This window comes from Nitrosospira multiformis, from assembly GCF_900111585.1.
In the GTDB taxonomy this organism is placed as follows: domain Bacteria; phylum Pseudomonadota; class Gammaproteobacteria; order Burkholderiales; family Nitrosomonadaceae; genus Nitrosospira; species Nitrosospira multiformis_B.
In genome coordinates this window covers 41,346-54,912 of sequence record NZ_FOHI01000008.1, presented here as the reverse complement: position 1 = coordinate 54,912, position 13,567 = coordinate 41,346, and the positions used below count along the sequence as shown (strand labels likewise).

Sequence of the window (13,567 nt, the reverse complement as noted above, 5' to 3'; positions counted from 1 at the left end):
ATGAATTCAAGCATACGGCGTGAGATTTTTACCCGCTTCAGGGCTGCTAATCCTCATCCTACCACTGAGCTGGAGTACAACTCCCCATTTGAACTGCTGGTAGCAGTGGCGCTCTCCGCCCAGGCGACCGACAAAAGCGTGAACCTTGCCACCCGGAAGCTCTTTCCCAAGGCCAATACACCCGAGGCAATACTTGCAATGGGGGAAGAAGCGTTGAGGGAACACATCAAGAGCATCGGTTTGTACAAAACAAAGGCAAGGAACATCCTTGCGACATGCCGCATACTCATTGATCAGTATGGCGGAAAAGTACCCGAAACGCGGGAGCAGCTGGAAAAACTGCCCGGCGTAGGGCGTAAGACCGCAAATGTGTTATTGAATACTGCCTTTGGTCAGCCCACTATTGCGGTGGATACCCATATTTTCCGCGTGGCTAATCGTACGGGAATTGCAAGGGGAAAGAACGTGCTGGAAGTGGAGTCAAAGCTCCTCAAGTGCGTCCCTAAAGAATTCCGCCAGGATGCCCACCACTGGTTGATTTTGCATGGGCGCTACATCTGCGTGGCAAGAAAACCAAAATGCGCGATCTGCCTGATAAACGACCTATGTGAATACGAGTCAAAAAACTTTGAGGATACTCCTCGTTAAAAAACTTGATATTCAATCCTTCCAGAGACCAGGCGCGTCAATTTTTTTTCGAGACCTGGCGCAAATACAAGCAACGGGAAATGCTCAGCGCGATGGAGGACATGGCGCTTGAGGTGATTTTGCAGCACCCGGAATACCATGCGCTGCTTGATGATGTGGAACATCATCAGGATAAGGATTATCTGCCTGAAATGGGCGAAACCAACCCGTTTCTGCACATGGGGATGCATATTGCAATCAAGGAGCAGCTTTCAATAGATCAACCGGCAGGAATCCGCGCGCGGTTCGAGCGTCTGCTGAAGAAAACCGGCAATGAGCATACAGCCATGCACCAAGCCATGGAATGCCTGGCGGAAATGATCTGGCAGGCACAACGAAACCACACCACGTATGATGTCATGGTTTATTTCGAATGCCTGGATAGACAGGGAATTTGATATTCGAAGCGACTTTTTCGGATGCTTCGGCGGGTTATTCGAGTGTCAGACAAGCGGGCAAGAAAGTTACCTGCTTTTTTCCACCCGGGCCTTCCGTCCTGAAGGCCTTTGGGCAAGTCCTCCGAACAAGTTCTCCGCGGAGCGCATTGAAGCACCCGCGGGACTTTATTCAGAGACTCCAATCAATACTTCGTTTTGAGGCCTTTTTGGGTGGCAAAGTACGCAGCCACGTTTTCGATGTCTTCCTTGCTCAGAGCTGCCGCCATACCTGCCATCACAGGGTCTTGCCGAACCCCGGATTTATACTCATTCAAGGTCTTTGCGAGGTAACTCGCCTGTTGCCCGGCCAGTATCGGAAACGCCGGCGCAGGACTATTGCCATCCGGACCATGACAGGCGGCACACACCTCGGCCGCTTTTTTCTTTCCCGCTTCTATATCCGTTGCCATTCCCTGGCTGGAAATCAGCATTAAGGCTGCGCTTGCAGCGCCAATAATAAGATGTTTCATGAGGCTTTCCTTGCTTGGTCAGTGGTTGTTATTTGCCAGCGCCGGCATAGTACGCGGCCAGATCTTCCATATCCTGTTGAGACAATGTGGCGGCTATCCCCTTCATGCTGGGGTGATTACGTGCCCCGGTCTTGTATGCTTGCAGGGCTTTTACCAGATATTCAGCATGCTGACCGCCGAGTCTCGGCACGTGATATACACTAGGATAGGATGTCCGGTATCCTTCTATTCCATGGCAGCCGATGCACATGGCATTCTTCTGCTTTCCTGCCTCCGGATTACCTACTGCCTGAGCAGTGCCCGCCAGCGCGAGAAGCAATCCGCATGCAAGTAAACTGACTATTGCAGGTCTTTTCATTATCAGTCCCTCTTTACAAAAAGAGCGACTCTAAACGATGTGCCATTTCTGGTCAATGAATAAAACGCTAGAATAACGGGAACTTACCGTTATTTTTTCTGTCCTGCGGCAGAGTTTTTCACTTCGAGTTCCTCCCACCGGGTAAGACAGTTCGTCAGCTCCTCTTCAATCGCAGTAAAACGCCGCTGCAAAACAGCAGCTTTTTCCGGGGAATCGCGGTAGATATCCGGCAAGCATAACTGACGGGTAACCTCCGTCTGCTCCTTCTCCAGGAGTTCGACTTTTCCAGGCAATTCCTCAAGTTCGCGGCTTTCCTTGTAACCCAGTTTAACGGAAGGTTTGGACCCATGTGTTTTAAGGGGCATCGGTTGACATGGTTTGGGAGTCGGTTGTTTGGCCGCCACCTTCTGGAAATTTCTGGTGCGCACCCAATCTTCATAACCACCTACATGTTCCCGCAATATACCGGCCCCTTCGAAAGCAATTACCTGGGTCACTACATTGTCGAGAAATTCTCGATCGTGGCTTACCAGGAACAGCGTTCCCGAGTAATTCTGCAGCAATGCTTCAAGCAGTTCCAGCGTTTCGATATCAAGATCGTTGGTTGGCTCGTCCAGAACCAGTACGTTGGCGGGACGAGTGAACAACCTTGCCAGCAGCAACCGGTTGCGTTCGCCGCCGGAGAGCGATTTTACGGGCGAGCGTGCCCGCTGCGGAGCGAACAGGAAATCTTCCAGGTAGCTGATGACATGCTTTCTGCTGCCACCGATATCGATGAAATCCGAGCCTTGACTGATGGTATCGACCAGCGTTGCATCCTCATTGAGTTGCTCCCGCATCTGGTCGAAATAGGCAACGGCTACTTTCGTGCCTAGCCGGACGCTACCGCTGTCCGGCTGCAACTCGCCCAGGATCAGTTTGAGCAGCGTGGATTTTCCGGCGCCATTGGGTCCGAGCAATCCCACGCGGTCTCCCCGCATGATCCGGCATGAAAAATCCTTGATAACCGCTTTGCTTCCGTAGCTTTTGCTGACATGCTCCAGTTCAGCCACCATCCCCCCGGATTTAATGCCTTCTTCCAGGCTTAAGCTAACCTTTCCCGCCTGCTCGCGCCGGGCGGCACGCTCCTGCCGCAGTGCTTCGAGCCGTCGTACCCGTCCCTCGTTACGCGTGCAACGCGCCTGCACCCCCTTACGTATCCATACTTCTTCCTGTGCCAGCACCTTATCGAACTTCTGGTTATGGGTCGCCTCGATTTCGAGCATTTCCATCTTCTTTCGCTGGTACGCGGAAAAATCGCCTGGAAAGCTCGTCAGTTTTCCCCGATCGAGTTCGACGATGCGGGTAGCCACACGGGTGAGGAAGCGGCGATCATGAGTGACGAATACGACACTCCCCGAAAAATCCTTGAGCAATCCTTCCAGCCATTCGATTGCCAGAAAATCCAGATGGTTGGTTGGCTCATCCAGCAACAGCACCTCGGGTGATATCACCAGGGCGCGCGCCAGTGCCACCCGTTTTTTTTGTCCCCCGGAAAGCTGTCCGATCAGGGCATCGGCAGGAAGGTTAAGCTTATCGATAGCCGTTTCCACCTTCGCCTGGATACGCCAGCCATCCTGAGCTTCCAGCTCGGCCTGCAGTTTCTCCAGGCGCAACAGAAGAGCGTCTGTGTCATCTGCACCATCGCCCAGGAGGTGAGATGCTTCGTGGTACTGGATCAGTACCCGGCTGACCGAACCTAGCCCTTTGGATACTTCCTGAAACACGGTGAGCTCGGTGTCCAGTTCCGGTTCCTGCGCGACATAAGCCAGTTTCAGTCCCGGCGCATACCACACTCTGCCATCGTCAGGCTGGGCCTCACCTGCCAGCACGCGCAGCAGACTCGACTTGCCCCCGCCGTTCCGACCGATGAGCCCGATGCGCTCACCGGAATCAAGCTGTAGATCCACCTGATCGAGCAAGGCATGATGACCGAAGGCCAGACTTGTTTTTTCAAGCGTGAGCAGAGGCATAAGGGGAAATAAAGGGAAATAAGGGGAAAAATGGCAAACAGGGTAATTTATAAGGGGCGCAATTCTGCCACGTTCATACCGGCTTGGCAAAATCAGCAAGGGAGCTGCGATCAACTGGATGAGGGTGTCCGCGAGGAACTGCCAAGCGGCCGTGCCCGTGCTATCGCTTGAGTCGCATCACGCCACCCTTCGCACGCGTTTCGTCCTAAGCGGCCACGCGCCACATTGAGCAGTCCTTTGCATTTTGCATAGAACCGAAAAAATCGCAGTACTTTTTGGCGCTGCAATAGGTCCGGTGGCAAGTCGCTACAGATAAGCTTGTCATCCAGCATGCCGTGATCCACCATGCGAACAGCGCCCCAAGCCTTTGCCCGTATGCGGGTACCGGCAGGCAAACGGGGACCGAGCACCAGTGCATCCAGGAGATCTCCATCGAGACCGAGATAGTCCGGGAGTGAGCCGTAGTTGAACGGGCACGGGAGGGGTGAGATAAAATCCATTTTTCCGGTGGAGTCGCGTTTGATAAAACTGCCGCGAGGAATCTCGATGATCACTTCCACCAGCGGCGGCTCTCGTTGCATCTCACTGACCAGGCGTCGGTCCGGGTTTGTACTGCTTGCTTCAAGGTTGTCCTGCATTCCTGACTTATTCCTGTCCAGTCTGATCTCAACCATTTTTTTGAAACCCTGCCGCATCCTACTGCTCGAGTTGGCCGTTGCTTCTTTCCACCAGCAACGTATGCAATCTGCGGCTGTCCGCGCGAAGCACCGTAAACTTGAAACCTCCGACAATGACTGATTCTCCCCGTTTCGGCAGACGCCCAAATTCGTGCAGTACCAGACCTCCGATCGTGTCGTAATCGGCTTCGTTTAATTCCGTTCCAAGCCTTTCATTGAAATCCGCGATCTCGGTAATCGCCTTGACCCGATAATGGCCGCTTGGCGTCTGCACAATGTTGTCTTCCACCTCATCGAAATCATGTTCGTCCTCGATATCGCCGACAATCTGCTCCAGCACGTCCTCGATCGTCAGCAATCCTGCAACTCCGCCATACTCGTCCACGACGATTGCGATGTGATTGCGATTGGTACGAAAGTCGCGAAGCAGGACATTGAGGCGCTTGGATTCAGGAATGAATACCACTGGCCGCAACATGTCGCGCACGTCAAACTCTTCCTCTGCCGCGTAATACCGCAACAGGTCCTTTGCCAGCAATATACCGATAACATTGTTTTTGTCATTTTCGGTAACCGGAAAACGCGAATGCGCTTTCTCGATCACGTCGGGAATGAATTTCTCGGGCGGATCGCTGATGTCGATGACATCCATCTGCGAGCGGGGAACCATGATGTCGCGTGCCTGGATCTCTGATACCTGTATTACACCTTCTATCATGCTCAACGCATCGGAATCGAATAAATTGCGTTCGTACGCGGCATGCAGCAGGGACATCAATTGGACCCGGTTTCCCGGTTCGCGCATGAGCATGCCACTTATGCGTTCCAGCCAGCCAGGTTGGGGAGGATCATCCATTTGTAAAAGTTAACATAGCCATAAAAATCCAATCCGTTGAAATCTCGCGGTCAGCCATCAACTGTGCTCGCATTATCCACAATCCACCGCTTCCGCCGACTGATAGCCTGCATAAGGATCCTCATATCCCAACCACGCGAGAATCCGGGTTTCCGTTTCCTCCATGTTTTTGGCATCCTCATCCTCCTGATGATCATAGCCCTGCAGATGCAGGACTCCATGCACTGTCAAATGCGCATAATGCGCCATCAGATCCTTTTGCTGCTGACCTGCTTCATTTTCCACTACCGGCGCACAGAGTACGATATCGCCGGTCAGAGGGTAAGCATCTTGCTTTTCTCCGAGTGGAACCTCAGGATCAATTTGCCCATCCCTGTAAACGAAGGTCAGGACATTGGTTGCATAATCCTTGTTGCGAAAGTCCCGGTTGAGGCGGCGGCCTTCCTCTTCGTCCACGATGCGTAATGCGATTTCCGCATCATGCGCCAGAGCCGCTTTGACCCATTTACGAAGCAAGGCTCTGGGAGGAAGCGGCTCTCGTGTGGAAGTCGCATATTGGACAGTCATTTTCAATTTCGCCGGTTTCGGCTTGGGGTGCACAATGCTATCGGGGGTCCCCGTAGAATTACTCCTTTCTTTCATATTTTTCGTATGCGTTGACAATTCTTTGCACCAGCGGATGCCGCACCACATCCTCCGCATCGAATCGGGTAAACGCGATCCCCCGTACTTTTTCAAGGACCTGCTGAGCTTCCACCAGGCCGCTTTTCTGATGTTTTGCCAAGTCAATCTGCGTGACATCCCCTGTCACCACGGCCTTGGAGCCAAAGCCGATGCGGGTCAGGAACATTTTCATCTGTTCCGGCGTGGTATTCTGCGCCTCATCCAGAATGATGAAAGACTGGTTCAGCGTTCGTCCGCGCATGAACGCGAGCGGCGCCACCTCGATTGCGTTCCGTTCAAACTGTTTGCTGGTTTTATCGAACCCCATCAGATCGTAGAGTGCATCGTAAAGGGGGCGCAAATAAGGGTCCACTTTCTGCACCATATCGCCCGGTAAAAACCCCAGGCGTTCGCCCGCTTCCACCGCCGGCCGCACCAGTATGATACGCGCCACGATATCCCGCTCAAGTGCATCCACTGCGCTTGCAACCGCAAGATACGTTTTCCCGGTGCCTGCGGGGCCGATGGAAAAAGTGATGTCATGTGTCTGGATCTGGTGCAGATACTCCACCTGACGGGGTGTGCGCCCGCGCAGATCGCTACGCCGCGTATACAGGGCGGGCTCCACTATTTCCTTGTCATCTGGCCCCTGTTTCTTCTGGTGATAGGGATTCATCCCCTCGATCAGGCCCAATTGAATCTGTTCGATACCGAGATGATGGTGTGACTGATCGTAGAAGTTCTGCAGAGCTTCCGCGGCAAGTGAAGTCTGAGCTGGTTTCCCGCGGATACTGAAATGTTCTCCCCGCCTTGCAATCGCGACATCAAGAACCGTCTCGATCTGCCTCAGGTTTTCATCCAGCACACCACACAGGTTCGCCAGACGCTGGTTGTCAGCGGGGGAAAAGGAAATTTCTACGGGTTTGGGCTTCAATGGCGCGGTAAAGCGACACAATATGGAAGTGAGTTCTTAATTCTGGCAGCGACCGACCTTCTTTGCAACTCATCCTATTCAGGAAAGGTTGGAAATCGCCTTGCCTATTGGTTGATCCTCTGCTCCGGCAAGGAAATGGGGGAAGAGAAGGCAGCGGAGGTGAGATGATAGTCAGTAGAGGCACGGTTGGGAAGAGCGGGCAAATCTTGTTGCCTCAAGGATCATTCATTTGGCACTATGCTCCTCCGCCTCATTATCACTATGCACCTGTAAGATACTCCAGTTGCTTGGAACTTGCTTTTGTTATCTGATAGCGGTATTAAGAGGCGGCTTGAAAAGCCAGGTACAGACCAGACCAGGCGCGCGGAAAGAAGATCATTGCCTCAGGTGTTGATTGAACAGGGAGTCCATGAATTTTTTTGAGATTCGAGTTCGACCTCCGCTAAAAAGCTCAGTTCCCTTTGATGCGCACGCCAGCTCCATTCAAGGCCGGAACGGGCAATTCCAGCCGGGACGAAATCTAAGGAATCACTGAACAAATCCTCCGCAGTGCGCGTTGCTGTTAAAATCGCGATGATCACGAGGCGCGCGAAGAAGGTCGCAGCTTGCGCATTTAAGTGTTATAGCGATGCCAAGGAGCGCTGGGAAGTGGCGCCCCAAAGCGAGCCCGAGGATTCCGCGAAGCGGATGGGGCAGTGGTGTAACGACCGCGCAAGACCGAAGCTGGAGCGCCAGCATCCTGCTGCGAGGCTGCATCTTCCTGGCAAGACACTGCTCCTCTCTCCGAGGTCCTCGCCTCTCGTGCATCTCATCCCGCAAAGCCCTCCGTTGCGCCTGCGAGGGATTTATTCAGCGGTTCCCAAGGAAGGAGATCGATGACAATTCGGAAAATGAGTTATATTTTTTACTTCGTAACCGGAGTACTTATTTCCCTGCTTACCCTGTTTGTTGCGCTTCGTTTCTTCGAGCTCCGGAAACTGAATGAGGCCGAAAACGTGCGCTATGCCGCCTTCCTTGCAGTGGATGAGCTGCGCCAATCTTCCGATGACTTGACCCGCACGGCTCGTGCCTATGTCGCCACAGGCAACCCAAAGTTTGAGCAAATCTACTTCGATATACTGGCCATCCGCAACGGCGACAAGGAACGCCCGCTGCATTACGAGCGCGGCCACTGGGATTTGATCCTCGGTCATTTGACCCCGGAGTCCGCGCCCGGGCGCAGGATTTCCTTGAGATCGCAAATAAAGAAACTCGGATTTACGGCGGCTGAGCTTGCGAAACTTACGAAAGCCGAGAGTCGCTCAAACCAGTTGACGGAGCGAGAGCACAAGGCATTCAATGCAATGAAAGGGCTATTTCAGGATTCAGCCGGAGAATTCAACGTGAAGGGGGCTCCCGACGCTGCATTGGCCAACAGCCTGCTGCATGATGAGAGCTACCATACGGCCAAGGCTGAGATCATGCGTTTGTTGAACGAGTTTCATGAATTGCTCGACAAGCGTACCCGCAATACCGCGACCCTCGCCCAAAACCGCGCCAATCTCTACATATCCGGCGTGTTCTTCATGCTTGCCTTTCTCATGGCCTGGTTCGCCTTTTCGTATCGTGTCGTGCGTCGGAAGGTGCAGAATCTTGCATGGCTCGAAGATAAAGCCAGGAATATCGGAGAGGCGAGCAGCTCGCCCAGTTTCTACATTGATTCGAACGACGAGATAGGCAGCCTTTCCCGCGCCTTCATCGTAGCTCAGGCTGAACGTGATCGCTATTTTAATCAGTCTCTCAACTTTCTTGCGATTTCCGGGTTCGATAATCGTTTCAAGCGGGTGAATGCAGCCTGGACCAAAGTTTTTGGCTATTCGGAGGAAGAACTGCTGTCCAAACCTTTTATGGACCTTGTCTTCTCCGGTTCACGCGCAGATACGACGGCAGAGCTGGACAAGCTTGTCATGGGTAGCAATGTTTCCTTTGAAAGCCAGATGCGCTGTAAGGATGGCTCCTTCCGCTGGGTCTTGTGGAATATAGCTGCTGCGCAGGATGTCCGTGAATTCTATTTTTCGGGCCAGGATATCACCGCAAGGAAGAATATCGAGAGAGAGCTCCATAATGCCCGAAAAGCGGCAGAGGCTGCCAACCGGGCCAAAAGCGAGTTTCTGGCAAATATGAGTCACGAGATCCGCACACCGATGAATGGCGTGCTTGGCGCAGTCGGGCTGCTTTTGAACACCACGCTAACCGCATCACAGCGCGAGCTGGCGGGACTGGCGCGCGCGAGTGGCGAGACGCTGCTTTCCATAATCAATGACATTCTCGATTTCTCCAAAATCGAGGCCGGTAAACTCGTTATTTCACCGGTTCCTTTTGATCTGCTTCAGGCCGTTGAAGAAGTAGCCAGCATGGTTGCCATGCAGCCGGCAAGAAAGGCAAATGTGAATGTAATAGTACGTTACCTGCCGAATGTGCCGCGTTATGTATTCGGCGACCTGGGACGCATTCGCCAGGTACTGATAAACTTGACCAACAATGCAATCAAGTTTACAGACAAGGGCCACGTACTCATCGATGTAGAAGCCGAGGCTCTCAGTGAAGATGAAGTATCACTCCGCATCAGCATCGAAGATAGCGGACTGGGAATCGCGCCAGATAAGCTGCAAAGCATCTTCGACAAATTCACGCAGGCAGATGCCTCTACCACGCGGCGTTATGGGGGGACAGGCCTGGGACTGGCTATCAGCAAGCAGCTGGTCCAGCTAATGGGGGGTGCCATCGCTGCGAAGAGCCGGGTGGGCGCTGGATCAACGTTCTGGTTTACGCTGCCTTTGGTCTTGCAGAAAGATTGGCCGACGGATGTGGGTCTGCACGTGGACCTGACACATGTTCGGGTGCTGATTGTGGATGATAACTCAGCTAATCGCCTGGTCCTGCAAGAGCAGCTGCGCAGCTGGAGGATGCGTATCGGCAGCTGCGCGTCCGGGGCAGAAGCCTTGCGGGCTTTGCACACATCTCACGCCTCCGGCGATCCCTACAGGATTGCAATCCTTGATCATCAGATGCCAGATATGGACGGAGAAATGCTGGGCCGGACCATCAAGGCGGACCCCTTGCTCCGCAGCATTCATCTGGTGATGTTGAGTTCCCTGGGACAAGAAGGCGATCTCAGAGAGCGGCTTCAGAAGATCGGCTTCGCGGCCTATCTGGTCAAGCCGGCGCGGCAATCGGAATTGCTGTCGACTCTGGTAAATATCTGGGACGCGCAACGCCATCAGCGAACTATAAATCTCATCAGTCAGCCTTTCTTCCCGGTGAATCCCGAGATGCAGGCCGCCGACTCGAATTGTCTGTTTGCCGGTACCCGCGTGCTGCTTGCTGAGGACAATGCTACTAATCAGATCGTCGGAGCGATGATATTGCGCAATCTGGGCTGTGTGGTGGATGTTGCCGCTAATGGGCGGGAAGCCATGGAGATGGTGGATGCATTCCTCTATGATATGGTGTTTATGGATTGCGAGATGCCAGAGATGGATGGTTTTGAAGCCACTGCCGCACTTCGCCGGCGGCTCGACAGCAAATCGCGGCTTCCCGTCATTGCGGTAACGGCACAAGCCATGCAGGGTGATCGAGAACGTTGCCTGCGCGCGGGCATGGACGATTACATCAGCAAACCGGTAAAGCTGGAGGACTTTGCGGCAGCGTTGAAGCGCTGGATGCCGGGCAGGGAACAGGGGCAGAAAAGTGAAACACCTCCTCCCACGGCAAGGCATGAAAAGTCGATGGCAGGCAGCACCCCGAATCATTCCCCACCAATAGTCTCTTCCTCTCTACCTGTTTCTTCATCCCTTTCGATGTCTTCCGCATCCTCTGCATTGAATGCGGAAGTCGTTGCGAGACTTCGATCGCTCGCGGAAGCGACGGACCCATCCTTGATTACCCAGATATTCGCATCGTTTCTGAGCGATGGGGCGGAGCGCATCGATGCGCTGAAGGAGGCCCTGGCAGGAAGAAATATGGAACTTCTGTACAAGACTGCTCATGCCATCAAAGGCGCCAGCGCCAATATCGGTGCGCATTCCATGGCGGATATGGCTCAAAAGCTGGAGCTTGCAGGCAAAGCCGGCGACATGACTGGAGCAGTCACTTTGATTGAGCAAATTGAAATGGAATTTGGACGCGTGCAGCATGAAATTACCCAGGCAGATCCCCATTGCGTAGCGCTGCCGGAGGCAACTCGGTCATGAAGATACTTATTGCCGAAGACGACACGACCTCGCGCCTGTTGTTTGCCGCCACCCTCAGGAAATTGGGCCATGCCGTAACGGCAGTAGAGGATGGGCGTAAGGCATGGGAAGCCTGGCAAAAGGACGAATATCCGCTGCTCATCTCCGACTGGATGATGCCTGATATCGATGGTCTGCAGTTATGCAGAATGATTCGCAGCGAACCTAGCCTGCAATATACCTACATCATCCTTCTTACGGCGCTGGACAGCAAGGGCAGCTATCTCGAAGGCATGGACGCAGGGGCGGATGATTTCATTACCAAACCGTTCGATGAAGAACAGCTGGCAGCTCGGCTACGGGTGGCTGAACGAATACTTGGCCTGCATCAAAAGCTACATATCCAGGCCACGCGGGATTATCTGACGGGCGTATGGAACCGAGCCTCTATCATGGATTATCTGCAGAAGGAGTTGAAGCGAGGAGCGCGTCAGGATATCTGCACGAGCGTGATGATGGCGGATCTCGATCACTTCAAGCGAATCAACGATACCTATGGGCATCTAACGGGCGACGAAATACTGCAAGAGGCAGCCCGCCGTATGTCAGGTGTATTGCGGGGTTATGACCGGATCGGACGCTATGGAGGCGAGGAATTTCTCATTACGGCATCGGGTTGTGACAGGAGCGAGGCCATGGCCCTGGGCGAAAGAATCTGTAGCTCCATCAGGAGCGAGCCTGTCAACAGCCGTGCAGGACAAATTGACATGACTGTGAGCATAGGTATCGCGACGAGTTGTGGACAGGTTAATGATATAAGTGAGCTTATCGCAGCCGCCGATCAAGCTCTCTATCAAGCAAAAGAGGCTGGGCGTAATCGCGTTGAATTGTCACGGCTGACGACTGAATCAAGACCCAGGACATAGCGCCGAAAAGTTGCCGCCTCCGGCTCTTGTTTCTCTGGTTTTTAATAAAACTGTAGCAGAGCTTATCAATTCTCTGTAGTTCTCTCCCGAAACTCACACCGGGAGTCCTCCTATAGGTATTTGGTCGAACTCCACCCTCGCGTAGCCTCAAATCCGGTCCCCTTAACTTTGAATTCCCACCCGCCACGTACTTTTCTCATCTCGTCCGATGTGAAGCCTGGAAATCAGGTTGAGCGAACGGCTCGTCAGCATGGATGTACATAGTGAAGGGGTTGTTCAAGAGCGCGCGCAAGTAGTATTGTTTTCGGAAAATCACGTTGTCCGAAAATCCCACCCCGTAGATATCTCGTTCGCCCAGGTAGACGTCCAAGCGCATAACCATATCTTTTACTGTAATGCTCTTGTCTTCCAGGATTGAACTGGTATCAAGATACCCTTCCAGATCAGGCGATCAGGCCCGGCCCACGAAAAAGCGACTTGTCATCGCTCAGGTTATCTTTGTGGAACAGGCCGTAGCAATTCTCAGCTTCGGCACTTTGGTGAATAGTTCGAAGTTGACACGGCGTGGTTTGATCGAAACCCCGAAGAAGAATTCGCTTTTGCCGAAAAAATCCTGACCGCGAAGGATTTTTGCCTTTACAAGGCGGAGCCTCGCTCGGACATTGCCGAAGAAGAAGCGTATCGCCACTTCAAAAGATTCACGAGCGGTTACAAGTGAGTCAAATTCTCCATGGCACTTGTGAATAAAAGTACGGGGCGCTTTGGGAATCTGCGCGTACTGTTGTTTTACAAGCCCATCACTACGGTTTTAGGTGGGACCAAACTCTCCTGAGATAGACGGTGCCGTCGTTGAAGCCTTGGTAAGCAATCCGCTTTTCGTCTTCAACATCGAGTCCTCCAAATCCCTGAATGAGAATTAAAGGAAGGCGATCCCGAGTAGGTAGAGCCATATTTCCCCTTGGCTGTCCTTTTATTTACCGACTTCAACATGATTGATGATCCTTCACAAATAGCCAGCGAAAGGAGCATCGTGCATTAAGGTAGCGCAGAGAAAAGAATGGCTCTTTTAATGCTAGATTCTCTTCTAGAGAGGGGTATCGGGATATCGCCATTTCTATGGGGATATCGATCTCAATCTAACTTTTTTGAATGTGACACAGTTATTTATAGACTGAATCGAGCTTGAAGGTTTTCAGTTTGCCAGCCAATTGGTGCAAAGAGACCAGAAGAGGATATATTGTTTTCTCCATTTTCTAATCTATAAATGAAATATGAATAGCATTGAATCGAGTTCCTATTTAATTAATGCTAATAGCCGCCCTATTTAATAAAGTAC

At 52.7% G+C, this 13,567-nt stretch carries 11 protein-coding genes; 4 read left to right on the top strand and 7 right to left on the bottom strand.

Annotated elements, in window-relative coordinates; translation table 11 throughout:
• Both nth and BMW46_RS12090 read left to right on the top strand, forming a co-directional pair.
• Positions 1–648, top strand: coding sequence for an endonuclease III (nth, locus tag BMW46_RS12095; protein WP_074708926.1), 648 nt, complete (start codon positions 1–3; stop codon positions 646–648).
• 8 nt (positions 649–656) lie between these two features.
• Entirely contained in the window at positions 657–1,085 is a 429-nt protein-coding gene (locus tag BMW46_RS12090) for a DUF1841 family protein (protein ID WP_074708980.1), read from the top strand.
• 182 nt (positions 1,086–1,267) lie between these two features.
• Here the strand turns inward: BMW46_RS12090 and BMW46_RS12085 are convergent, their stop codons facing one another.
• From BMW46_RS12085 to BMW46_RS12055, 7 genes are all read right to left on the bottom strand, one after another.
• Complete coding sequence (locus tag BMW46_RS12085; RefSeq protein ID WP_011381981.1) at positions 1,268–1,594, bottom strand: c-type cytochrome; 327 nt, start codon at positions 1,592–1,594, stop codon at positions 1,268–1,270.
• 28 nt (positions 1,595–1,622) lie between these two features.
• Positions 1,623–1,952 carry a c-type cytochrome gene (locus BMW46_RS12080; RefSeq protein WP_074708924.1) on the bottom strand — a complete coding sequence of 110 codons (330 nt, stop codon included), beginning with the start codon at positions 1,950–1,952 and terminating at the stop codon, positions 1,623–1,625.
• An 89-nt stretch (positions 1,953–2,041) separates the two neighbouring features.
• Positions 2,042–3,964, bottom strand: coding sequence for an ATP-binding cassette domain-containing protein (locus BMW46_RS12075; RefSeq protein WP_074708979.1), 1,923 nt, complete (start codon positions 3,962–3,964; stop codon positions 2,042–2,044).
• Between the two features lie 110 nt (positions 3,965–4,074).
• Positions 4,075–4,638 carry an inorganic diphosphatase gene (locus BMW46_RS12070; protein WP_081355794.1) on the bottom strand — a complete coding sequence of 188 codons (564 nt, stop codon included), beginning with the start codon at positions 4,636–4,638 and terminating at the stop codon, positions 4,075–4,077.
• A 22-nt stretch (positions 4,639–4,660) separates the two neighbouring features.
• Positions 4,661–5,497, bottom strand: a complete 837-nt coding sequence (locus BMW46_RS12065; RefSeq protein WP_074708922.1) for an HlyC/CorC family transporter — start codon at positions 5,495–5,497, stop codon at positions 4,661–4,663.
• A gap of 72 nt (positions 5,498–5,569) precedes the next feature.
• Positions 5,570–6,139 carry an rRNA maturation RNase YbeY gene (ybeY, locus tag BMW46_RS12060; protein ID WP_074708920.1) on the bottom strand — a complete coding sequence of 190 codons (570 nt, stop codon included), beginning with the start codon at positions 6,137–6,139 and terminating at the stop codon, positions 5,570–5,572.
• Positions 6,123–7,115: a PhoH family protein gene (locus BMW46_RS12055; protein WP_371113512.1), complete on the bottom strand. Its 993-nt coding sequence runs from the start codon at positions 7,113–7,115 to the stop codon at positions 6,123–6,125. Before BMW46_RS12055 ends, ybeY begins: the two co-directional genes overlap by 17 nt.
• An 854-nt stretch (positions 7,116–7,969) precedes the next feature.
• Between BMW46_RS12055 and BMW46_RS12045 the strand changes: the two genes are divergently transcribed.
• Both BMW46_RS12045 and BMW46_RS12040 read left to right on the top strand, forming a co-directional pair.
• Positions 7,970–11,326, top strand: coding sequence for a response regulator (locus BMW46_RS12045; RefSeq protein WP_074708914.1), 3,357 nt, complete (start codon positions 7,970–7,972; stop codon positions 11,324–11,326).
• A complete protein-coding gene (locus BMW46_RS12040) occupies positions 11,323–12,231 on the top strand; it encodes a GGDEF domain-containing response regulator (protein ID WP_074708912.1) in 909 nt (302 codons plus the stop codon). Before BMW46_RS12045 ends, BMW46_RS12040 begins: the two co-directional genes overlap by 4 nt.
• The last annotated feature ends 1,336 nt before the right edge of the window (positions 12,232–13,567 follow it).

Bases quoted from the DNA above. Each gene is read 5' to 3' on its own strand.
- ybeY (WP_074708920.1), bottom strand. From the start codon at position 6,139: ATGAAAGAAAGGAGTAATTCTACGGGGACCCCCGATAGCATTGTGCAC.
- BMW46_RS12065 (WP_074708922.1), bottom strand. From the start codon at position 5,497: ATGGATGATCCTCCCCAACCTGGCTGGCTGGAACGCATAAGTGGCATG.
- nth (WP_074708926.1), top strand. From the start codon at position 1: ATGAATTCAAGCATACGGCGTGAGATTTTTACCCGCTTCAGGGCTGCT.
- BMW46_RS12080 (WP_074708924.1), bottom strand. From the start codon at position 1,952: ATGAAAAGACCTGCAATAGTCAGTTTACTTGCATGCGGATTGCTTCTC.
- BMW46_RS12045 (WP_074708914.1), top strand. From the start codon at position 7,970: ATGACAATTCGGAAAATGAGTTATATTTTTTACTTCGTAACCGGAGTA.
- BMW46_RS12070 (WP_081355794.1), bottom strand. From the start codon at position 4,638: ATGGTTGAGATCAGACTGGACAGGAATAAGTCAGGAATGCAGGACAAC.
- BMW46_RS12075 (WP_074708979.1), bottom strand. From the start codon at position 3,964: ATGCCTCTGCTCACGCTTGAAAAAACAAGTCTGGCCTTCGGTCATCAT.
- BMW46_RS12040 (WP_074708912.1), top strand. From the start codon at position 11,323: ATGAAGATACTTATTGCCGAAGACGACACGACCTCGCGCCTGTTGTTT.
- BMW46_RS12085 (WP_011381981.1), bottom strand. From the start codon at position 1,594: ATGAAACATCTTATTATTGGCGCTGCAAGCGCAGCCTTAATGCTGATT.